At 53.5% G+C, this 22,103-nt stretch carries 16 protein-coding genes; 3 read left to right on the top strand and 13 right to left on the bottom strand.

Annotation, left to right across the window (positions count from 1 at the left end; translation table 11 throughout):
* Positions 1–186: 186 nt before the first annotated feature.
* The 6 genes from AR333_RS15655 to AR333_RS15630 all read right to left on the bottom strand — a co-directional run bounded on the left by AR333_RS15655 (position 187) and on the right by AR333_RS15630 (position 5,212).
* Positions 187–462 carry a hypothetical protein gene (locus AR333_RS15655; RefSeq protein WP_068776306.1) on the bottom strand — a complete coding sequence of 92 codons (276 nt, stop codon included), beginning with the start codon at positions 460–462 and terminating at the stop codon, positions 187–189.
* 86 nt (positions 463–548) lie between these two features.
* A complete protein-coding gene (locus AR333_RS15650) occupies positions 549–1,490 on the bottom strand; it encodes a hypothetical protein (protein WP_068776305.1) in 942 nt (313 codons plus the stop codon).
* Between the two features lie 26 nt (positions 1,491–1,516).
* Positions 1,517–2,194 (bottom strand): helix-turn-helix transcriptional regulator, encoded by a 678-nt coding sequence (locus tag AR333_RS15645; RefSeq protein WP_253735870.1) that lies wholly within the window; start codon positions 2,192–2,194, stop codon positions 1,517–1,519.
* A gap of 223 nt (positions 2,195–2,417) precedes the next feature.
* Complete coding sequence (locus AR333_RS15640) at positions 2,418–2,654, bottom strand: hypothetical protein (protein ID WP_068776304.1); 237 nt, start codon at positions 2,652–2,654, stop codon at positions 2,418–2,420.
* Positions 2,655–2,672: 18 nt separating this feature from the next.
* Entirely contained in the window at positions 2,673–4,247 is a 1,575-nt protein-coding gene (locus AR333_RS15635; protein ID WP_068776303.1) for a M2 family metallopeptidase, read from the bottom strand.
* 44 nt (positions 4,248–4,291) lie between these two features.
* The gene (locus tag AR333_RS15630) at positions 4,292–5,212 is read right to left on the bottom strand and encodes a glycosyltransferase family 2 protein (RefSeq protein WP_253735869.1); all 921 of its coding nucleotides are present in this window, start codon (positions 5,210–5,212) and stop codon (positions 4,292–4,294) included.
* 196 nt (positions 5,213–5,408) lie between these two features.
* Here AR333_RS15630 and AR333_RS15625 point away from each other — a divergent pair, with 196 nt between their 5' ends.
* Positions 5,409–6,275: a PDZ domain-containing protein gene (locus AR333_RS15625; protein ID WP_068776302.1), complete on the top strand. Its 867-nt coding sequence runs from the start codon at positions 5,409–5,411 to the stop codon at positions 6,273–6,275.
* Between the two features lie 439 nt (positions 6,276–6,714).
* On the opposite strand, the gene AR333_RS15620 is transcribed toward AR333_RS15625, so the two are convergent.
* The 7 genes from AR333_RS15620 to AR333_RS15590 all read right to left on the bottom strand — a co-directional run bounded on the left by AR333_RS15620 (position 6,715) and on the right by AR333_RS15590 (position 20,797).
* Positions 6,715–9,810 (bottom strand): cadherin-like beta sandwich domain-containing protein, encoded by a 3,096-nt coding sequence (locus AR333_RS15620; protein WP_216638982.1) that lies wholly within the window; start codon positions 9,808–9,810, stop codon positions 6,715–6,717.
* Complete coding sequence (locus AR333_RS15615) at positions 9,807–11,072, bottom strand: hypothetical protein (protein WP_068776301.1); 1,266 nt, start codon at positions 11,070–11,072, stop codon at positions 9,807–9,809. The genes AR333_RS15620 and AR333_RS15615 overlap by 4 nt, the downstream gene beginning before the upstream one ends.
* An 11-nt stretch (positions 11,073–11,083) precedes the next feature.
* The gene (locus AR333_RS15610; RefSeq protein ID WP_068776300.1) at positions 11,084–11,722 is read right to left on the bottom strand and encodes a hypothetical protein; all 639 of its coding nucleotides are present in this window, start codon (positions 11,720–11,722) and stop codon (positions 11,084–11,086) included.
* A 67-nt stretch (positions 11,723–11,789) separates the two neighbouring features.
* Entirely contained in the window at positions 11,790–13,079 is a 1,290-nt protein-coding gene (locus AR333_RS15605; RefSeq protein ID WP_068776299.1) for a VWA domain-containing protein, read from the bottom strand.
* A gap of 52 nt (positions 13,080–13,131) precedes the next feature.
* Entirely contained in the window at positions 13,132–15,498 is a 2,367-nt protein-coding gene (locus tag AR333_RS15600; RefSeq protein ID WP_068776298.1) for a hypothetical protein, read from the bottom strand.
* 113 nt (positions 15,499–15,611) lie between these two features.
* Positions 15,612–19,001, bottom strand: coding sequence for a tubulin-like doman-containing protein (locus AR333_RS15595; protein WP_068776297.1), 3,390 nt, complete (start codon positions 18,999–19,001; stop codon positions 15,612–15,614).
* A 35-nt stretch (positions 19,002–19,036) separates the two neighbouring features.
* Entirely contained in the window at positions 19,037–20,797 is a 1,761-nt protein-coding gene (locus AR333_RS15590; protein WP_172798877.1) for a VWA domain-containing protein, read from the bottom strand.
* A 214-nt stretch (positions 20,798–21,011) separates the two neighbouring features.
* On the opposite strand from AR333_RS15590, the gene AR333_RS25025 reads away from it, so the two are divergent.
* Both AR333_RS25025 and AR333_RS15585 read left to right on the top strand, forming a co-directional pair.
* Positions 21,012–21,158: a hypothetical protein gene (locus AR333_RS25025; protein WP_166541826.1), complete on the top strand. Its 147-nt coding sequence runs from the start codon at positions 21,012–21,014 to the stop codon at positions 21,156–21,158.
* Positions 21,155–22,093, top strand: coding sequence for a hypothetical protein (locus AR333_RS15585; RefSeq protein ID WP_068776295.1), 939 nt, complete (start codon positions 21,155–21,157; stop codon positions 22,091–22,093). Before AR333_RS25025 ends, AR333_RS15585 begins: the two co-directional genes overlap by 4 nt.
* The last annotated feature ends 10 nt before the right edge of the window (positions 22,094–22,103 follow it).

The following is a 22,103-nucleotide window of genomic DNA, read 5'->3' as shown; positions in this document are numbered from 1 at the left end:
GGCTTCCGCCTGTGTGCCAACGGCTGTGGCTGTTTGAGAGATCTCCACAGGTGTGCCTGGCTGACTCCGGACCGGGATGGAGTACGCGCTTGTTTCCAATGCGGTTCCCGCAACCGGTGAGGCAAGTATTGCGGCAGCAATCATAAACCTCGATGCGTTGTGCTTCATTTACTGCACGCTACACGCTTAGCATTTTAACATGAACGGTGAGATGGTAAGAGACGGACCCTTGTATTCCCCGATGTTGTCCTTAGGAGCGGAGCGGACCGGACTGCTCTCAAGCTGGGCTTGCGCCTGAGCGGCTTGGGACGACACGGCTGCAGCTGTTTGCGAGACGCCTGCGGGTGCGGCCGGCTGGCTCTGGACCGGGATGGATTGCGCGCTTGCTTCCAGTGCAGTTCCCGCAACCGGTGAGGCGAGTATTGCGGTGGCAATCATAAATTTCGAAGCTGTTTGTTTCATTTTTCTTCACTCTCCTAGTGGATGATTGGCTTACTCTTTCAGTATAAGTAAATCCACTCATTCCCTCTCGGCTTTCCATAGAGCATCTATTCTGCGAAAATATCGTACATCAGACGGGTAGCCAGGCCATACAAGGCCAGTTGGCGATTCGGATCTTCCCTGTGCAGCGGGAGCAGCGACAGGAAAAGCAGCGCTTCAATTTTGGCTATATCACCGAGTTTATCTCCCAGAATAGCATCCCAGCTTTCGCGAAGCTGCTGTTGCCCTGGTGTAAACGGAATGTGCAGGTGAAGCCCGCTATCCCGGATATCCAGCGTGTAGGAGTTCTGAACGATATGCTCGTACCCGCTTAAGCTGTGTCTGAGTTTGGCCATATCATACCTCCCGTCGCCATAGATCCCCTGTTCCCCGAAGCGTCCCCGGGGATCAATCAGTTTAATGGCGGGGGTCTTCGCGTCATAAAGGATATTAGAAAAACACAGATCGCCATGAATAAGTGACATATCCGGCTTGTCGAGCAACTGGAGGAAATCGTCCAGATGACTTTCAAAAATACGGAACGGGCACGCGACTGTACGGTCATTCAAGCGGTAAAACCCTCTTCTGTAGAACTTCCCCGCCAACTCATTACGAGCCAGAAAAGCCGTTATGCGCGCTTTCGTTTTGGAAAGATACATGTCATAGAGAGCATCCGGATGAACTTCCGCTCTGTAGCGAGTAAATTGGGCCAGAAGCTGCGTAATTTGGGCAAAAACTGAAACCCATTCATCCTCCCTCATCGAGTCTTGAACATACATTTCAGCTAAGGTCGGCGAATTAATATACTCCATCGTCAGCTGGACTTCCTCTTCCATCGAGTAACTTATCACTTCAGGCGTATAGCCCTTAAGCTCTCCCGGCAGCCCCAGATACCAGCTGATCTCATCTTTAAGCTTGCGGTCACAGCTGCTTGTTTTGCAGACGGTCCGGCGGTCCCGGCTAAAGGTCAGTCGATTAAAGTACCTCGTCCGGATTGTGGATGCATCCATAGCGTGTCTCTCCGATCTGTTCATCGTTATCCGCAGGACGGCTTCTCACGCCTGTGTCCACGGTAAACCGAAGGGTTCGTTCCCACCAGCTTTTTAAACACCCTGCCGAAATGCGTCAAATCCCCATAACCGACTGCATAGCAAACATCCGTAACCGGAACACCGTTCTGAAGCATGACTTTCGCTTTTTGAATGCGTTTGTTCATAATGTATTCTTTGAACCCGAAGCCGAAATACTCCTTGAATACCCGGGAGTAATGGCAGCGGCTTACGAATATGCTTGATGCGACCTTCTCCAGCGACAGATCATTTTCGCACAAATTTTGCTCGATATATTCAAGTGACTGATGCAGGAGCGGTGAAATTTCCCGCTTGTCCGAAACGGCCGGGGATTGGGCAAGCAGGCCCACAGAATCCAGGAAAGAATAGAACACGAACAAATCGCGCTTGCTGACATTTAGAAGCACCATGACCGGACTTTCCAGATGCAGCTCTTCAATTTTCCAGTCTTCAGGCAGCGACTCTTCGAACGACAGGAAAACGAACAATTTATAGGCGCTCTTTTCCTCATGAATTCTTTCCGCTGCAGCTTTAAAGTCCGATTCGGCAATAATGGACATATTGGAAAACATACCTTGTACCCGTTGAAACTCATCCTCTTTGAGCTGATGGCTGATGATCAGAAGCACGTCCACTGGCACCATTCCTCCTAATACGATTTGTTTCCGGTGCCGTCATGGTATCAAAATGCTCTATAAGAAAGATCAGTTTATTTTGCAGAATAATCGGATTATTTTGCTTATTAAAACAATTTATGCCAAAATATTATTCGTTATGTTCTATATTTGCATGCTTCAATCGGAGCAATTCCTCAATTCCCTCCCAGTTTATCCGTGTAAAAGTCCCTAATTTCAGCATCCCAGACGGTCAAGATGCAGGATCAGGAGCTGGTCTGCTGTCCGCCTCCCTCTTTTCCATAGCCACCACCTTCAGACTCGGTTTAAATGCTTTATCCGCCTCCGACATCGGTAAATTCCTGTAATAAGCAAGTTCCTCCGGGCTCAGCAAATAGGTCTTCACTTCACTGTTAGCCGGGTTCGGTACCTCCGTGTTATTCTCCGCCCGGGTAACAATAGTTCTCTTCTGAATATGGATAGTTGCCATGCAGAAAATACCTCCTTTTTAATTGCGAAGCTGTTGGATCAGAAAAATGGGACTCAGGTCACAAGATGTGCAGGACGCGATAATCTCGTTCCATGTACTGGAAGCGCCCGGTTTGAACACTTGGCGGGTCATATACTGCAGGGCTTCTCTGCTATGCCACTGCCCGAACTCTTTCTGCAGCGAGAATTGGAACTGCGAAGCCGCCATTTCCCCATACAAATAATTGTAGTAATACACGGGAAGTGTGGAGAGGTGGGACTTGGCGGCCCAGTATGGATAATCCCAGTCGCACGGCCTCTGGATTCCCTGCACGTCTTCGACGATGTCCCACCACAACCGGTTAAGCGGCCTGGACGGGTCCGTATACAATTCTCTCTCGAATTCAATTACCGTCAGGGTCCAGTACAGCTTGATGAGCAGTTCCTTGCGCAGCTGCGGGTTTCTTTTATTCCGGCTTCGCGCATTTGATCGTCTGAGCTGCAGCTGACGCTGCCAGCTCGGCTCCAGCGCCAGTCTCTCCAGCATGAGTGCTATCCCTTCGCTTATGAAAGGGTGGGCCGGCTGGCGCAGCACGAATGGCAGCTCCGGGTCGATGCCCTGCTCAAATATTGCATGTCCAAGCTCATGCAGGAGGATGGACAGCCCTTTCGTATCCTGCGTAAGGTTGCAGGACACCCGTATATCCCCGCCCCTGTCGATATTCAGGCAGCAGTTGGCCTGACCCTTGCCCGGCCGTTCGGCCAGATCCGCCCGGCCCAGAATAGGCGTAATATCAAGGCCGCGTTCATCGAACCACTTCGTAAGCTGAGGGAGCAGTCCGTTTACATCCACTTGGCCCCAAGGCTCCCGCCTCTGGGCGGATTGGACAAAAGGATGGGCATAGTGCCAGGAGCGAAGCTCGCTTCTATGAATTCGAAAGCGCGCTGCGGTCTCCTCATCCATCTCCCTCTTCACCTGCCAGTAAGCCGCCTCAAGCCCGCTGCGCAGCTGCCTGATCACACCGCTCAGCATCTCTGGACTGATGCCTTGCGTCTCCAGCTTCATCGCAAAATAATGAGGGTATCCGTGATCTCTCGCGATTTGGTTGCGCAGCTTGACCAGCCGGATCAGCTTAGGTGCAGCTAGCCCGCCCACCTCCATGGAAGCCTGCCAGATCTTCTTGCGCTGCCTCTCGTCTTCGAGCCTTCGGAGCAGCACGAGAACCGTATTCCCCGACATCAGCGCTCCATCGACCCTGGCTCTGAAAGTACTGTGCATATAGTGAAGCTCGTTCCAGAGCGAGGTGATTTCCCTGCGCTCCTCCGGCTCAGCCTGGTACTCCAGCATTTCACTCCTCAGCATCTGGAACTGGCGCCGGAGGATGCGGTCATCTTCCATCTCCCCGAGCCCTGCCTGCACTTCCCTCCCGAGGGCGGGGGAAGCGAGCGCTTCTTGATAGGCTTGCTCAAATCGTTCATTCTCGTGCAGATGCCGGATTTCTCCCGTCGTAATGACATGCCAGAGAGAGTCCATCATGTTGGTATGCAGTCCCTGCAGCTCATGATTCGTCTCGTGCATGAAATGACGAACCTCGGCCCGTGAACGTTCACACATTCTATTATTCCCTCCATTTCGTCCTCTGTAATGGCAGTCCGTTCTCATGGCTTGAAATTCAGAATCCGCACATAATCATCCGGATGGTCAATCCCGGCTTCTCCCGCAATGCCGGTTGCGGCTGCGGCCTCCAGCTGAAGCCTGCTGATCCGGCCCATCATGAAGGACTGGAAGTGGCCAATGACTGGATGAGGATGTTTGCGGTAAAAATACGCATGACTCTGCCGGATATACTCGGCATAGGATGCGCCTCTGCGCGGATGAGCCACATGCACGTTAACCGCCTCTTTGGCATATACAAATGGAACTCCGGCCAGATGAGCCCGGTAACCAAATTCCAGATGCTCGAATCCCCATTCCCGGAACTGCTCATCGAAGCCGCCAAGCCGCCGGAATAACCGTGCAGGAATCGCCATGTTGCCGCTCAGTGCCGCAATCCAGGCTACGGCCGAATCTGTTAAGCCGTCATCACGGAACAGTCGGTACACAAGCCGGCAGAATTGAGGGATGCGGTCGTATTTCCCCTGTTCGAAGCGCTGCAGAACCAGGTCTCTTTTGTGCTGCGGATCTGGTATGTACAGCTCACGGACCTGCCCTACGCTCAGACGCTCTCCTTGTTGCCCATGAGTCTGTCCACCAGTCTGTCCATGAGCCTGTCCATGAGCCTTCACATGCCCTTCGATGAATCCCGGTCTTGGTATCCGGTCCGCATCGCAGAAAATAACAAGTCCCTCATCGACCAGCTCCACACCTGCATTTCTTGCGGCAGCTCTCCCGCTCTTCGGAATCCGGATATACGTGATGCGGAGCTGTCCGTTGTAGGCCTCCGCAACCGCTCCGACCGGCTCCTCCGATCCGTCATCGACAATAATAAGACGGAAGGATACAGAGGAAATCGTCTGCCTTGCAAAGCCGCCGAGTGTCAGGGATAACGGATAAGCCTGGTTGTGAACAGGCAGAATCACACTTATTTCCGTAATAGCAATCACCTCTGAACAGTGTAGTAGACACTAAAGTCCGTCTGTTTAGAGCATTATAGACTGACGGCTGCGGCAGGCGCTCGGCTTTTCCATCTTCAAACCGGACACAAAAACACGATCATTTGTTCGCAAAACTCCCTATGCTAAGAACAAAGGCAGAACCTGCAAAGGGGGATTTCAGGTGGGAAGCTCCGAACTCGGACGAACAGTAAACTCAGTTTACATCGATGGCCCTGTCGAGAAGGCTTGGTGGTACATAGCAACTGCGGAAGGCTGGAACCATTTCCTGAGCGATATCGCAACTTATTCAGGGACCTCGCCGGAAATCTCGGAAGGCGATGAAATGACTCTTGTGATCGGGGAATTGACGAATCGGGCAGTGTGCACCGCATGCATCCGGCTGCGGCTGATTACTTTTGAGGAGCAGTATTCTTCTATTTTTCCGGATGGAACCCTCTGGGAGTATAAGCTGAATACTGCTTTTTCGTTTGAGCACTTCAATGGCTTAACCAAAGTGACAGTTACGGTCGACGGATTTACGGAGGATGAGATGATGCAGTGGGTGAAGGAATGTACGGAGCTTGGCTGGAGACAGTCGCTTTTTCATCTGCAAAATACGATCGAACTCGGGCTGGATCTCCGGAATTCGATTTTCGGCTATCCCCGGCTCGGTGTGCTGAACTATACGGCGTCTTGCGGGCAGCTGAAAGAGCAGAATTTGACCGCTGCCGGCTTGGGCGGCAATTACATCAAGAAGGTATATCCCGGCGGGCCTGCACATAGAGCCGGCCTCCCAGACGGGATCATTGTGACTCATCTGGGAAAGATGCCTGTTCCCACCTACTCGGAGTTTGTAAAAGCGCTTTGCCGCTGTGCAGGAAGTAAAGAAACTGTGGAGCTGGTTTACTACAAGGATGGACAGCGAAAAACGGCACTTGTGGATTTAACTTGCGAGGATCAGTTTACGGGGATGGTCGATCCTAATGCGATACCGCTTGAGGAAGTCAGGAAGGAGCGGAAGCTGCGGACGGACGGGTATGACCTGTAACATGAGGGGATCTGGAGACTGGAAGGTGACAAGATGAACGTTGGTCAGCGGGCGCCCCAGAAGGTTTAGCCATTCACAGACAGAAGTGAACGTGCAGACGCATATAGAGTACAACAGCGTATCAAGAGTTTGCAGGGTATTGTAATCGTTTAAAGAATCACGTTCATGCCTCCCTGGATCATCACTTCATGTAAAAAAAGCGGATGCAAGCTGCCGGGTCGTCCTCCGGCATCAGCATCCGCTTCTTGTTCATTTTCTGGCCGTTCTCACTCCGCATGTCCACCGGACTTGTAAACGCCGTTTGAAGATTCTTTTAGACATGCCAGATAAGTTGAATGAACGATTTTTTCCATTTATCTGTATAATCCTGGTATCACCCCTTTAGATTATGCGCATTCCAGCATGGTCATCTTTGTAATCTATCCTTATTGCGCCCGTTTTACCGGGTATTCAACTCTGAATTTGAGTTTACGTTGCCTGCCCCATTACCGGCTGCGTTCCCAGCATTACCAGCTGTACCCGCTGTACTACCTGATGTGCCCGCAGCATTACTGTCAGCTTTTTTACTTCCGCTGCCGGGTGCTTTCACTTTATAGAGCATCGGCTCACTTATGCGGCCGTATTTGTTTTTGGCGGTAATCTCAATCTCGTTCTCGCCGGGATTAAGCTCGACCGTTCTCGATACGCTGCCAAAGCCGACTGACTGCCCGTTGATCAGAATTTCCGGACTCGGGTCGGTAGAATCTTCCGCCTTGACCGCAACAACGACTGAGCTTGTGCGCACAGAAGCGGGCAGCGGCTCCACTTTAAGGAGAGGAGCCGCAACAAGCGTAATCGTCTTGCGGACGATCCCGGACTCTTTGCCGCCGGCGTTCACCGCCTTGAATACCACTTCATTCGGGCCTTCGCTCAGCGGAACCTCGGCTTGCGCCGTTCCTTTGCCCACTTCTTTATCATTCACGTATAATTTCGTTTCTTCATCCGGCTCCTGCAGACTCATCTTAACGGAGACGGTCTGTTGCCCGGCTTTCTCCGGCGCTTCGATGACAAGGACAGGAGGCGGCGTCAGCCATGCGGCGACCGGCTTCCAGATGAGCGCCGTTACCGCAACGAGCAGAACCAGCAGAATCGATCCGCGCAGAATGTTTCTGCGTTTGTTCTTCGCCCAGATCCGGGCGAGCTTGCCCGATTGCCGCAGCTTAATGGTCTCGAATAAAGTGCGGAACGTGCCGTTATTCACGGCAAGCAGCCTGCGGGCCAGCACTTTATTCTTGAAAGCCTGCGGCGCATGGACATCGAACGTACGGCTGACGGCCGCCTTATAATGCGGATGAATCCCCCGCTCCCCGGCAGCAGTCTGCGTCTGCGCAGCCAGGAAACGGCTGTCGTCCGCCGACCAGAGCAGGAAATCATACAGCGTCTCGGTACCCTGCGTATGATCAGCGATATAATTCAGCATGCCTTCATAGTCATAGGCAGGCTGATAGCTGAGATCCTGCCCCCCTGTGCCGTTACCGGGGCGGTAGAACGCTGTCGCGATGTGGCCGAAGGAAGCGGACGCAAGCTGCGTCTGCAGCAGCTTACGGAGCAGGCCCTGCACGCGGTCGAGATCGACCGTGTCCAGATGCCCGAGCTCTTCCTCCGCTTCACGCTGGTCCTCTCCGCTTCGCGCAAGCGCTTTGTAGAGCGGCAGCAGGACGCGAAGCGCGCCGTTCTGGCGGGCACCCGCATGCCGCCGCAGATCCGGACTCAGCGGCTCCAGCAGGAAGCCGAGGCCGCTCAGATCCTCCCTGCCGAGCTGCGCAGGCTGGAGATCATCCAGCAGCTCCAGCTGCACCGCCAGCTTCATCCAGCGGCTGAAGGCGGCAAGCGGCGACTGGCGGGAGGCGTCCGGTCTGGACTGCCCTCCTCCAGGTCCCGGTGCCGCGCCAGATCCGGCCTGCTTCCCGCTGCGGGATAAGCCGTCGAAATATCCGGCAAGCAGCTTGGCCTGGCCGATCTTCTTGCGGACATCTCCGCGCATAATCCGCTTCATAGGCTCATAGGCCTCTTGAAGGAAGAATTCCCCCGTCGCCAAAGACTCGCCGGCCGCAAGCCAGAAGCTGATCTCATCCGTGAAATCCTGTACCGATGAGACCCGCTTCATCCGCACGCGGACGTAGTTCTCCGCGATCTGCGGCTGGCCCTGCAGCACCTCGCGCAGTACCGCGCTGAAGACACCCGGGTGCTTCGCCAGCAGATCCAGCAGCGGTACGCTTCCATCCGTGCCCCCGCTGCTTACCGCAGCCGCGGCTCTGGAGATGAAGATCCCCAGGCAGCGTACAAGAAGCGTCCTGGCGGAGGTGTCGGCGATCTTCTCGTAACGGATGACCGCCTCCAGGTACTCGGCCGCAAGCATGCTGTGCCGGTCCGATGCTTCCCTGCTCAGCAGACGCAGGAACAACTGATTAAGCCGCGGCTTGAGCGGGACTGTATCCGCGCTGAGGAACGACAGGATCGCATTCATCGTCGCGGCACGCTCGCCTTCGTACTTCTTCTCGTTCCCCTGCTCGATATCATGCAGCGTACACAGCTTCGAATAGGCGGCAGGGCTAAGCGACGTGCCCGCATCCATACCCGCGAGCGCCTCGTCGCAGAAGTCCAGCAGCCCTTGCAGCTGCCTCGGTTCACTCCGGTGTTCCCATACGAAGTCCAGATAAGCCAGCTCCTGGGCAGGCAGTTCCGTATTCATAAACCGCGCGTTCGGAAAATCAAAGACATAGTCCTTCTCCAGGCGGCGGTCCGGCAGACGGATGCTGCCCTTTTCCGTGAAGACCACATGCAGGTTCTGCTTGGCCTCCGGTTCGCTGTTGAACGTCATGAAGCCAAGCAGACGGCGAGCCGCATAAGGCAGGCAGCGGTAGATGATTTCAAGCAGCCGTCCGGCATACTCCCCGCTGCGGGATACACTGGTATCCAGGGCTATGTACACCTTCTTCTTCCCGGCTGCCGCCGACAGCACGGCATATACCAGCTGACGGAACAACTCGCGGCCGATGTCCAGCTCTTCCAGCAGTTCCTTCTCCCCATTCGCATGAATCGTGCCGTCATAAGCGAGCTCATCCAATTCCAGCTCCGGCACCGACTTGCCTTCCCGGATATCGTAACGGCTCCGGAATGCCTGGATACCGAAAATACGCCGCGGCTCCCGGATGAACGCCTCTTTGCTCTCCTTCGGGACTACGAACTGGTGCGTAAACGATGCGCTCCGCTGGCCGGTAAAGTCCGTCGCCACATAAACGCTGCGCCCGATGACCAGATCCCCGTTCTCCGCCTGATAGGACACCAGCGATTCCGGGTACAGGCTGCTGTTCTCTTCTCCCCGCTCCAGCAGCTCCTGCGGCGGTTTATAAACACAATAAGGATGCAGCGCCGATTTGATAAAAGAACCGTCCAGTCCCGGGGACTTGGCTACCGTATCAAACCCTTCGCTCGTCCGGAAGATGCCTTCCCGGTCGCGTGTAAACAGCTGCTGCTGTAATTTTCTCCCGGTCACGTCGCATCTCTCCTCGCTATGTAACCCAGCTTATGCAGCAGCCAAATGAACGGCTCGTCGACACGAGTCGGATTGATGACCCCGCTGACCTGCTTGTTCACAGGATTCGTGCCCAGCGCCGAGACGGCGAAATAAGCCGTGTTGGAGAAATAAACATCCACAGCGTCCTTGAACGGCCGGTCCACCTTGTCGATAAAGCGGCCGATCTCGCCGTCAATGTTCTCGAATTCCGTGTTATCCAGGAATCCCCGGTGAACGACGTTGCGGAACACGTTGCTGTTAGGCTGAATATATTCGCTGTCTTCTTCTTTCAAATATTGAAGCATATCACTCTTGGTCAAGACGATGGCCGTCGGGATATCGGTCTTGCTGTTCTGCTGATGGGCGATGAAATTCTCAAACAGGGAAATCACGACTTCACGGGGCTCGTCGTAGCGGTTAGCGAATTCTCCCTGTTCTCCGCCTACATTAATCTGAATTTTGTCCCGGATGCTGCGGATCTGCAGCGGATCGACCAGGAACAAGACTCCCGATGAATTTTTAATGTGCGACGCATAAATATCGAGGTATTCCCGCTGGACCATTCCTTCACCGGCCACATCGAAGAATACAATCGTCAGCGGCGCTTCCCGTTCATCTTTAAACACGAACTGAAAAATAAACGGCTCCTGCTGCTCATTCGGATTCGTCGACTGGAGCATACTGCCCCGCTCGAAAATCGGTTCGTGATAATACTGCCGGAATTTGCGGCTGATCTCGGCACTGAGCGGCATACAGGCGGCATTAAAGTTAGAAGCTGTCGTATGCTGGAGCGTATGGATCAGCGATGTCATGTATACCGACTTTCCGACCTGGGACGCTCCGACGATCGAAATAATATTGCTTGGCACCTTGCCGGCCGAAATCGGCAGCTCATTGTGACAATTCGGGCACAGGCGGCGCCTTGTCGTCTCCCCGTATCGGTCGGTCACGGCAACCAGCACATTCTGGATGTATGACTTGTGTTCATCCGGGATGGAAGAAGGACTAATAACCGCCTCCATATCGTTCTCGGACAGGTTGAATTTACGCCGCCAATTGTTCAGCTTCGCATCTTCCTGCAGCATGAAATCATCATCCGTATCTTTAACGTGAGCCGCCCGGAAAACAACCTCCTCAGGCTCAAACTTACTGAAGCAGTAAGGGCATACGATGCTATAAAATGGAGGCCGCTCTTTTTCGGGCGGCTTTTTCTCGAACAGACTTTTCAGATACCCTAGCATATGCGCCCCTCCTATTCTTGAATTAATTCGAAAATCTCCCCGTAACGGGAAGGATCAGTCAGAAAAAGCCGGAGATAATCGTTCCTGCCGATCTCGATCTCGGGCAGCGACTGGCTGCCTGCGTCAAAGTCCCGCCGGAACGGATAGGCCGTGCCATCTTGTCTGCCGGACGGGGGAGCGCCTTCTTTTTTCACATAACAGAGCGCTTCCTGGGGTACCGGAATTTCACAGAACAACTGAATCCGCGCTGTCTTGAATTTACCGAACAGCTTTCTCCCGTAATGAACGGAATACCGGATTCCTGCTTTGCCTCCGTTTACCCGCACAACATTGTGTTCGTCCTTCTGCAGCAGTGCGGTGACGGCACCCTCCTTAATCATACAAGGGAAAATCCGGTAGCCCCGGCTTCCGATGTAATCGATACGCTCGCGGTAACCGGACTTGGCCTTGTATTCTTCCCGGGTAAACAGCTTCATCTGCTGCGGAGCGAGAAGCTCCGGAGGCTTCTCTGCTCCTGCCTCGAAGCTGTATACATACACGGCATGAATGTCTTTGGGCCACTGCCAGGTCAGTACGCATTCTCCGTCCCGGACGGGCTGGGCGGCAAGCTTCTCAATCCGGGAATATTCGCCCATTTCTTTCCAATTCATGATCTATCGCCTCACTTGATGGGATGCCTCATATGTTTATTTCATACGTTTTCGTTAGAACAATCCATTAACGGAATTGCTTACCCGGCAATTGGCTGCTGCGGTCACCCAGGCGGCTGCTTGCCCCGGGTCTTGCCTTCTGGCGTGAACCGGCACGCAGTCCCGGATTCGAGTCGTTATTGTTGACGGGGATAATCAGCGTAGCCAGAGACAGCACGAAGGCCAGCGTTACCGCCGCAACCGCACGGTAGAATGCCGGAATGCTGGTTCCCGGCAAGCTCAGCTCCAGCACGAGACCGGCAATAAGACCGGCGATCGTGCCGCCGATGGCAAAGCTGAGCGCCAAATGGCGGTTGTCGAAAATAATTCCGAGCGACAAACCGATAAGAGTACCGATCAGCAGGATCAGCGCAACCCTGAGGATGCCGTGGAAGCTGTCTGACGCTGCCGGACCCAGCCGTTCGCTGACCAGATTCCACTGCTGCTCGCTGGCGTAAATCTGCTCGAACGCGCCTGTAATCTGGTCGGCGCTTTTCACATCGTGGAAGCTCGCATTCGTCTCGCCCGCAATACGCTGGAGCAGCTCGATGCCTTCCACCTGAGAGTCGTCGATTCCGACCGTATGCACCGGAATGCCCGCTTCCAGGTAAGGAGCCAGCACCTGGGCCGTGTTCACATCGCTGTAGCCGTCGGAGATCAGAATGACGGCAGCTTTGCTGCTCGCGGCGCCTTCTTTCTTGAGCTCATCCATGACGGTAGTCAAAGCTTTGCCGATATCCGTCATACCGACCGGCTCTCCGAACTTGTCCAGCCGGGATTGAAGATCTTCTCTTGCCCCGGATGACTTGAGGCTGGTAAGCGGAGACACCAGCTGAGTATCCTCATTAAAAGTAAACAATGCCACCCGGTTGCCGCCGTTCATCCTCCCGATGAGTGATTTGGCAGCCTCCAGGCTCTGCTTGCCGGGGTCGTTCTGAACCATGCTTTCAGACTTATCGAGAACAAGCACATAATCTCTCGGAGCCTGCTTGCCGACAAACTGCAGCCCGTATAAGAGCTGGAACAAAGCCCCGGCCACGAACAGCATGACCAGTGTAGCGGGCACAAGAAATTTCCAGCCGTCACCGGCATAGCGCAGCCGCCAGTTTCTTCCGTTCAGCTCGGGCGAAATCATCTCGGCCACCAGGCAGAACAAGCCGACGAACAAGGCGAATTGGCCGAAGTACAAGCCCATCAGCACGATTTCGTGCAGGCTGCCACCCCACCGGTTCAGCATATACTCGCCGACAAAAAAACCGACGAACCCTCCAATTACACTGAACAGCGTCAGCAGCGGACTCCATTTTCTCTGTTTCACCGTTCTCCCCCCTTTTACTCAATTCTTCTATAGTTATAAAATTACTTACCGTTTAGGTATTCTCCGGCATGCTCATTCCGTGAAACAAGTAACCGTTCTCCAGATACGTCTCATAATAACGCCGGCCGTTGCGGTAAACCATCAGATCATCCAGCCGGAAGCCGCCCATCAAACGCAGCTTCTCGATCCCTCCGGGCTTGTTCTCATGAACACAGCCGAGTTTGTAAGTCCGGCTCCCCCCGTCCACAGCGAACGCGTACTGGATAAATTCACTCCCCGCATCTCCGAAAAAGTATTTCTCTTCGTGACGGTTCCGGTGGGTAGAATGGTACACATCCGTGCGGATCGCCGCTTCATTCTCCAGTGTAACGTAAAGGTCGCGGAAGAGGTCTTCCTTCGACAATACATCCTGGTTGTCATAGCTTGCGGCGACATTAGCCCGCTGCAGCAGTTCATCCTCGAACGATTGATGGAACAGCGGGTGGACGAGCACATCCCTGCGCGCCATTCCCATCAGCTTCTCCAGCCATTGCGCGGTATCTTCATCGATCTGGACAGACACATTGCCGAGGAAGCGGTCGTCGTAATAAAACCGCGCCTCCCGGCGCCCTTCCATCTCTCCCGCAATCTGCTTCACGACGTGCTCATAATATTCGTTGATGTTACGTCCCAGATAATCACGGGCAGCCGAGATTCCGCTGCGGCTCGTATCCAGCAGCAGCTTCTCCAGACGGTCCATCTTGTCGACGGCCAGCTTGGCGCGTTCGCGCATATCTTCCAGAACATCCAGATACATCGACATGAGCTTCTGCTTCAATTCCAGGAAAAGCAGATCCCGCTTCATCCCGTACACTTCATCGAGTAAATAACGGATAAAGTTCTTCACCGAAGCTTTATCCGACTTAAATCCGAAGAGAGAGCCTTTGGAGAAGGGCTGACGGTCCACTCTTTCCCCGTAAAAGCTTTCCAGCTCGCCCCGCACAGCGTCGGCACGCGCTGCCGCATCTCTCAAATGCTGGCGCAGCTCGCCAAGCAGGCCGGAACTGCTCTCGTCAGACAGCCACGTTCTGACGGCGCAATACCCGTACGCCGGCTCGGCTACTACGCGCTCCAGCAGAAGCCTCTCCAGCCTCTTCGCGAAATTCTGATCGGCGAACGCTTGCACCGCTTTGTCCTTGACGTTCATGTCAAAGAACAAGCCCGCTGCGCTGCCGTAGAGAGCCGACTCAGCCTCCTTCAGCGTCATCGACTTCAGCTCGCCGTATGAAACCGGCTCATGCATCAAGCCGTACATCTCATCGGCTGCCTTCTCCCGCTCCGGCAGTACCGCGTCTATCGCGCGGTCCCACAGTTGCGGCTCCATCCGCAGCAAGTCCGGCAGTGCGCGCGCCCCGCCCGCGCACTGTTCCTCCATCCGCCCGCGCACATGGCGGTACAGGTGATACAGCACGGTCAGAGCGATCGCCTGATTCGGCCGGCTGACCCTCGCATATCCGGCAGATGCGTAGCCGCCGCCTTCTTCGCCCGGCGGCGCTACATTCTGCTTGAAATGCTGATGGTTATAGGCGCCCTGCTTCAAGGAATCCTTCTCGTCCCGGACATTCCGGTACTTGAGCAGGTTCAGTGAAGCGATCGTTTCGCAGCTGCTGCGGATCCCGCTTTCGGTGAAAATCCCCCGTTCATCTTTGTCGCTCAGCAGATAAACGGTATCAAACAAAGGAGCGGGTCCGTGCTCAGCCGGTAAGGTAATGCCTTCGCCCGTCACCTGGAGCGGGCCGGAATAGTGGTAATCCCGGCTCTGGAGAACATCGAGCTCCCGCAGGAAGCTGAAGCTGAGGGAGGCCCTCAGCGCAAACTCTTCGCCAACCTGCTTCTCCTCCAGCAGGCCGTACAGATCCACGATCACCGAACGGAAATGCTCGCCGAAGATCGTTTCCATCAAAGCGGTTAACTCCGGCACCAGTACGCTGCCCGGGTCATCCAGCCGTGTAACGACGGCTACGTTCAACCTCTGTAAATTCGAGTACACCCGGCCGTATTCCGAAATCCGGCTGTTCATCCTGCGCAGCAGCACATTAAGCTCCAGCAGTTTCTCTTTGTCCTTATGGAAACAGCGCTGAGTATCCGGTCTTACCGTTCTAGCATTCTCCGGCACTTCAGGAAGGGTCCAGACGTATACGTTGTCTCCCAAATCTTTCTCTACCGGCTTCGATCCTATATGAAGGTAAACCACACCCGCGCTGTTATCCCACTTACGGCGGTTGATTTCCACCATTTCATGAAGGGCTTCCGCCGACGTATCGCCCAGGAACAGAAAAACGAGCGGATGGTGAATGCTGCGCTGTTCATCTCCGATAAGTCCCGTGCTGTCTGTTGCCGCGGCATATTCGTTTGCGAACGCCACCAACTTCTCCCGCATGATTCTTCATACTCCTTTCTAAGGACGATACGGCAGAGCGAGACGGTCAAATATATCTGAGCCGTCCCGCTGCTGTCTACACCCTCTGCCGTATCTTTTTCTCTTATGCCGCCTTACCGGAGGCTTTTCACCATATCGTTCACTTTGCCCGCTACCTGCTTATAGAACTGGTACAGTTCTTCCCCGTTCTCATACTCCGAACGGTCATAGTCAAGCGCCGATTTTGTCTCCTGGTAAGAGACACTCATCGAGCGGAGTGTTTCCACAAGCGCTTCAATATCTTCGGAAGCAATCATCTGCTGGCTCCGTTTCGAAGCTTTGCGCTGCAGCATGGCTTGCTTCTTCGCGTCCAGCTCGCGCATTTTGCTGTAAATCTCATACTCGACGAATTTATTGGTCTGCATCAGATTCACAAACGCTTCCCACGGATCTTCATCCCCGTCATGGTCGTACACGTACAGGGCGCCTTTCTTGGCAATCGTGGACGTATACATCGCTTCGATGAACTGGGCAATGAACTTCTCTTCATCTTTGTATGAGCTCAGCGCCAGTTCCAATTCCTCGATTTTACGCACAATACTGTCGTATTTGCGTACCTCGTCTCTTACCTGCTTCAGCAGCTCCGGGGAGCGGATCAGATTCTCCTTCGCCATCTCCTCGTTCACACTGCCGAATATGTCCTTCGTGCGCTCGATCTCGAGGCCATTCTGAACGATCGTTCTGAGCTCGTTCACGCAGCGCTGCAGTTCTCCGAAGTTAGGACGCTGCGTATTCAGCTGCAAATTGTAAGACGCAATATGCTTCTCCACATCGAACGGCTTCGTCCATATGCTTTCGTAGCGGTTAATCGTTCCGCTGTCTTCGCCCTTCAGACGGACTGCTCCGTACGACGCCGCACGGTCGAACAATCCGCGGACTTGCGCGTTGTACGATTTGACGCGGCCGTTATCATACGTCTCGCCCCATGATTTCTCAGGAATCGGCGAAGGCAGGTACGTCCAGTTTACCCGGTCTGTCTGCACAAGGTGACGACCGATGCCTTCCGGCTCCAGAATGGTTCTTTCGTAGCTTTCCTCGTAGACCCGCAGAGGCGTGTACAGGAAAAGCGGAATCCCGTTCTGTGTGTTCAGCCAGAAAATCCGGTTCTTCACTTGGCTTTCTTTGATCGTAAAACGGGAGTTCGCAATCGCATTATCCTGGAAGTTCCGGATTCCCTTGAAAATATTCGGCGCCCCTACAGGTACGGACACGAAGCCCCAAGAAGGAAAGTTGAAGTGACCGGAACTGTTCGTCAGATGGAACACCGGCTTCGCCTCTTCATACAGGCGATTCGCAATACGCCCCTCCACTAGCTTCTCAATGGAGTCTTCATGTCCGTATTTGATAACGAGGTATTCTTCCATCGACTTCGTAATCAGCTCTCCGAAATGATCGGTCAGGAACTCGGAAACCGAACCGATGACATCCACTTCCTGCTCTTTAATCCACTGATTCGATTTGGCAAGCAGCTCATTCGTGAAATCGCGGATCAGCTCATCGGCATTTCTTTCCTCCGTCACTTGTCCGATCAGCTTGGCGATGTCCGGTACACTGACTACGTTCCAGTAATAAGTCCGGTTCCCTTTGTGGTCGATCTCTTCGTCACCGCGGGTCAGAATGTCGCCGTTCTTCTCGAAAATCTTGTTAAGCTCGCCAAGCAGCTCGGTAAACACCGTATAAATGCGCGAATTCTCCTGATTGATCAGGTTATATAAATCCTCGTAGAATTCCACCATCTGCTCCATCCGCTCACGGTCGGCGTGCAGCAAATATTCCTGAATTTTGGCTTCGATATAGGCATCTTTTTTGCGGTCTTTGGAAATGAACGCACTGCGCGCTTCGGTCATTTTCTGCTCTGAATTTTCTTCGGCGGACTGAATATCACGCGGCACACGGTAAATGCTTTCCTTGAGCGCTTCAATATAAGAAGAGATCAGCTTCAGCAAGCAGAATCCTTTGTCCTGCAAAATAATACGGGACACATAGAACGGCCCCTGCTCCGGATTCCGGAAAATCTTGGTCACTTGCTCGGAGAATGCTTCTTTCACCTGACCCGGCAGCTGCTTGCGTGATTTGATGTACTCTTCGCGCGCCCGGGAGAGGAAACTCTGCTCCAGTTCGGTATCGATGTTCACAACCTGCTGCTTGACTACATTCGCGTAGCTCAGCCGTTCGCTGTTCTGATAGCCCGGCAGCGGCTCCGGCACGCGCTTGTCGAATTCCCGGTGGAGAGAGTCGGGATCAATAGCCAGCTTGTGCGCCAGCTTCTCGACTTCTTCCTGGGAAGGACCGGCTTCGAACATTTTATCCATCCGCTGGAAAACCTTATAGGCCAGATAAGTCGTCATTTCTTCAATGGGCAGCACCGCAGACGAAGCGCCCAGAATGTTGTACTGATAGTTGGCTGCGTACGCCTTAGGCATCTGGTTGATATTCGTACGGATGTTGCTGATATAGTCATGGATTGCGAATTCTTCGCCTGACTGCTTATCTTCGCTTGCCATGAAGTTCGTAATGTTCTCTGCCGTTACGTTCATGCAATAATCATAAGCGTTGTCTAGCAGTTTGCCTTCCAAATTCGTGGCCGATATCAGATGGGCCAGATTATAGGGAGGCATAGGCGAATTGACCGTCAGGATATTCGCATACTGCTGCTTGAAGCGCTCCGTACGCTCGTCTACGTTCATCCAGTAGTCGAGTTCCTTCAGCGCGGCATATCCGTTCTTCTTGATATACTCCCGGGAATGCTCCGTCAGACTCTTGTTCGCCAAGTTCACGTCCGGGGTGAACAGATAGCCGAGCAGGCTGACTTTATCGACGCCGGCAGAGCCGTAGTCACGTTCCATAATACCTCGTACGATGTACGAAATATCGAGGAAGCAGCCGCTTCCCGTACCGCCGGACAATCCGGTCAGTATGAACACCATCAGCTTCTTGTTCGTGCCGACCGAGAGCGTTTTGATTTTGCGTTCAATCGTTTGTACAACTTGGACGATCTTGGTGAACAGCAGCAGACGGCCCGCTTGGCGGACACCCGATGCACCGTTGATACCGTCTGTAATCGTCAGCTCCGGGGAAAGCCATTCCTTGATGTAAGGCTCCAGAATACTGCGGTTCTGAAGAACGCTGCCGATTTCCGGATTGGACAACAGGACGAATTCAGTCAACGGGTCAAGCCCGATCCCCTTGTATTTCTTATTGCGGTCATGTTCATTGGTTTCGAGGGCAAGAAATTCTACATTATTCGGCTTTTCCTTCTTTTTCTTGGTAAAAGGGTCTTCCGGCAGTTTGAATCTGCGGTTAATCTGATATTTCAGACGCAGAAGCGCGTCGATTCCGGTACCCCCGAGCCCGATGACGAGCATCGGGTTATCGATGGTATCGACACGGATTTTGTCACTGATGATGCCGCCTCCGAGTGAAACGTCAAGCTGTTGAATATGTTCCCTGACTGTCGCTTTCATGGAATAAGCCCCCCATGGTTCTTATATTTTTAATTTTATTTTAAATACTCCAATGATATGGACTTGTTCACGTTCTGAAGTGTAATCCGGATCCGGTCGTTCTTCTTGACTTCCTTGCCCTGCGAAGCATCAAAGACCCGGCCGCCCTTCTCTATCGTGCAGCCCGACTGATTATACATGACAAGGGTATCACCGGGACCCGGTTTGAATACAATGCCTTTGGTCTCGGCAAACTCTGGAGCCAGCGACAGCAGCTGGTGCAGCTGCACCTTCCCCTTAAACGCATTCAGCTTCTTGTACTGAGGATTCGTGCGCTCTCCCGTCTCCTCGTCCTTGATTTCCAGGACCACTTGCCCGAAAAATCCTTTGTTCGCTTTCTTCCAGTAGGCAAGTGCGAACAGCGCTCCAATCACCAGAACAAGCAATCCGGCTATCCACGAACCGGTTTTGACCCAATTCGTCCCTTCTTTGCCCTGGTCGCCGCCCGGAGCCGGAGCCGCCGTACTTCCGCCTTTGGCATTCAGCTTCACCGGCCTAGATTCACGCGAGAAGTTTGTGTTCTCCACCTTAACCTTCAGTTCGTAAGAATGAGCGTCCGCAACCTTCCAGGCCCCTTCGATCCCCTTATCCGAAATCTTAAGAGGAACCTCCGACGTCTTATTCGTATCGGTGTCGGTCACAACCAGCGCCGCTTTGGCATCCTTATACAGCTCTGCGTCCGCTGCCTTCTGACCGCCGGATTCCAGATGTGCTTTAATGGAGACTCCATCACCGGCCTTATATGTTTTGGACGCGAGAGGGTCCATGACAACCTGCAAATCATAATTATAAACCAGATTAATATCAATCTTTTCCTGCGGAACGCCTTTGACTTTGAGCGTCCAGTCGCCCTGAGCCGGATTCAGAATTTTAATGAGCGAATACGCGCTCGACGAGGTATAGACGATTTTATCCGATGGAATGTTCTGCTCCTTGCTTGCCGGATCAATAAGCTTCACCTCTACAGGCTGGGACGACATGATCGAAATATTCGCTTCAAGCACACTGCCGTTGGGGATATTCACTTTCACATCCTGAAACTGTCCGTTTGCCGTAAATCCGTTAAGCGGAACAACTCTAAGCTTCAAATGACTGGCGTAGATCTCGCTCAGAATCTGGGGCAGTTTATCCGCTGTACTGGTCACAAACAGCTTGCCGCCCGTTTCATCGGAAATCTTCTGCAGCTTATCCTTGTTGAGCTTGCCGTCGGCATTGAGCCCGATGGTGTACACCGGGTAACCCTTGTCTTTGGCCTTCTGGATCGCGGCACTAAGCACCTTATCCGACTGATCTTGGGTCTTGGACGGATTCAGTGAGTTATTGCCGTCTGTCAGAAGGACGATCATCGGGACATGATCCTTCTCGGAGCCTGACTCCAGTACCTTTACAGCTTCATCCAGGCCGACCGCGATATCCGTATAAGGCCCCCGGGTCAGCTGGTCAATGAAGGTTTTGAGGTTCTGTTTGTCCTCTGCGCTGCTTATCTTCAGCAGAGCCTTCTCCCTGAGAATCTGGTCGGTATAAGCCACGACACCGATCTTATCTCCCTGCACCGATGCCATATCAACAAACATTTTCATCGCTTCATAACTAACTTTATTGACGTCGCTTTCGTTCATAGAAGTACTGACGTCTGTCGTGAGCACCGCATCGATCTTCGTATCGGTAGCTGCCGGTGCGGCTATAGCAGCGACAGGAATCGTCAGCAGCACGAGAAGCAGGGCCAGGGCCCCAAGGGTCATTTTTCTAACGTTCATCACGGTTTTCTTCCTCCAAAGCTTTATAGTTTGCACGGCGGAGCCCGGTGTATGGACGCCGTCCGGCTTCTTTGTAGTAAAATGTAAAAGGTGGTAGAATATTTGGATATCTACTTCACATTCTAACTTTTTCAGTCAGTTAATTCCACTTTATATGGGGACCGGACCCCAGGCGCCATTCCGGGTAACGCACAATATTGTTTAGGAGACTCTTATGCTGACCTTTATCCCACTTGCCCTTCTGGTCATCTTTGTCGCCTCCCAGTGGATTTCCTGGGCCGCAGCGAAGCGGAAAGCTCTGTCTTCCAGTGACATTGACCTCGAATTTATGAACCGCCTTAACAACGGTGAGAAGCCATGACCGATAAAATGCCGGTACTGCTTCGGCCCACAACTCAGACCGTCCATACCTATGAACGATTAAAACAGTGCTCGCGTTGCGGAACGTATTCCGTTCTCTGGCATGAAAGCTGCCTCGAGTGCGGCTCGCAGCGCAAGTTCTTGTCCGTGCACGATATTGTGCGGGGCATTCTCAGGCGCAATCTCCAGCGGGATTTGCTGCTCATGGCCGCCGGGTCGCTGGCCGCCTACTTCCTGGCACGCTCCTTCGAACAAATGGCAGCTGCGATTGCCGGCGGCGTCCTCCTGATCGTCTTGTACGTGCTGCTGCGCAGGCGTTATTCACAGACGCTCCAGCTTGTAACGCTCCGGAAGCTTCTCCAGCGCGAGAGCTTCGGCATCCGGGAAGGTCTGCTGCTCGATGTGCAGGATGCCGCGAGTGATATTGAATCGGAGAATTTCAAGGAGGCTTATGAGAAGCTCCGCGAAATCGGCTTCCTGATCACGGGCAATCACATCCGGGTGCTGAAAGCATTCTGCCTGAACCGGTTCATTCTGCGAAGCGATATGGAGCTGGAACTCAGCTCCCTTATTCCTGACGAATTCGAGCCGAGTTTTGTTTACTATTTGAACGAAATTTGCAAAGTCAGCCCGCAGCTGGTTAAGCGAGATACACTGGATTACGTCATGAAGCACCGCATCCAGATCGGCGGGATGATTGAAGGGCGCGCCACCCTTGCACTTGTGGCTGCCGCCGCTCTGCGTGTAAAGGAGTATGTCTTCGAATATTCCTCACTCCTCTATGATTTCGTGGAAGATCTGCCCCGGGAACGCCTTTTGAGGCTGTGCCGCCTTCTCGGCGAGCATCCTGACCGCGCTGCTGAACTGCACCAGAAAACGCAGGAGACCGCCCGCCGTAAATATGAGTTTGACCCTGAATTTCAGGGCTTCATATAGAAAGGACGAT

The sequence above is a fragment of the Paenibacillus sp. FJAT-26967 genome, assembly GCF_001541095.1.
Taxonomy (GTDB): Bacteria; Bacillota; Bacilli; order Paenibacillales; family NBRC-103111; genus Paenibacillus_F.
This window is presented reverse-complemented; position numbering and strand designations above follow the sequence as displayed.

Excerpts from the sequence above, each read along its gene's own strand:
- AR333_RS15635 (WP_068776303.1), bottom strand. The coding sequence starts at position 4,247 with ATGTGTGAACGTTCACGGGCCGAGGTTCGTCATTTCATGCACGAGACG.
- AR333_RS15610 (WP_068776300.1), bottom strand. The coding sequence starts at position 11,722 with ATGAATTGGAAAGAAATGGGCGAATATTCCCGGATTGAGAAGCTTGCC.
- AR333_RS15590 (WP_172798877.1), bottom strand. The coding sequence starts at position 20,797 with ATGAACGTTAGAAAAATGACCCTTGGGGCCCTGGCCCTGCTTCTCGTG.
- AR333_RS15640 (WP_068776304.1), bottom strand. The coding sequence starts at position 2,654 with ATGGCAACTATCCATATTCAGAAGAGAACTATTGTTACCCGGGCGGAG.
- AR333_RS15645 (WP_253735870.1), bottom strand. The coding sequence starts at position 2,194 with ATGGTGCCAGTGGACGTGCTTCTGATCATCAGCCATCAGCTCAAAGAG.
- AR333_RS15600 (WP_068776298.1), bottom strand. The coding sequence starts at position 15,498 with ATGCGGGAGAAGTTGGTGGCGTTCGCAAACGAATATGCCGCGGCAACA.
- AR333_RS15585 (WP_068776295.1), top strand. The coding sequence starts at position 21,155 with ATGACCGATAAAATGCCGGTACTGCTTCGGCCCACAACTCAGACCGTC.
- AR333_RS15650 (WP_068776305.1), bottom strand. The coding sequence starts at position 1,490 with ATGGATGCATCCACAATCCGGACGAGGTACTTTAATCGACTGACCTTT.
- AR333_RS25025 (WP_166541826.1), top strand. The coding sequence starts at position 21,012 with ATGCTGACCTTTATCCCACTTGCCCTTCTGGTCATCTTTGTCGCCTCC.
- AR333_RS15595 (WP_068776297.1), bottom strand. The coding sequence starts at position 19,001 with ATGAAAGCGACAGTCAGGGAACATATTCAACAGCTTGACGTTTCACTC.
- AR333_RS15615 (WP_068776301.1), bottom strand. The coding sequence starts at position 11,072 with ATGCTAGGGTATCTGAAAAGTCTGTTCGAGAAAAAGCCGCCCGAAAAA.
- AR333_RS15655 (WP_068776306.1), bottom strand. The coding sequence starts at position 462 with ATGAAACAAACAGCTTCGAAATTTATGATTGCCACCGCAATACTCGCC.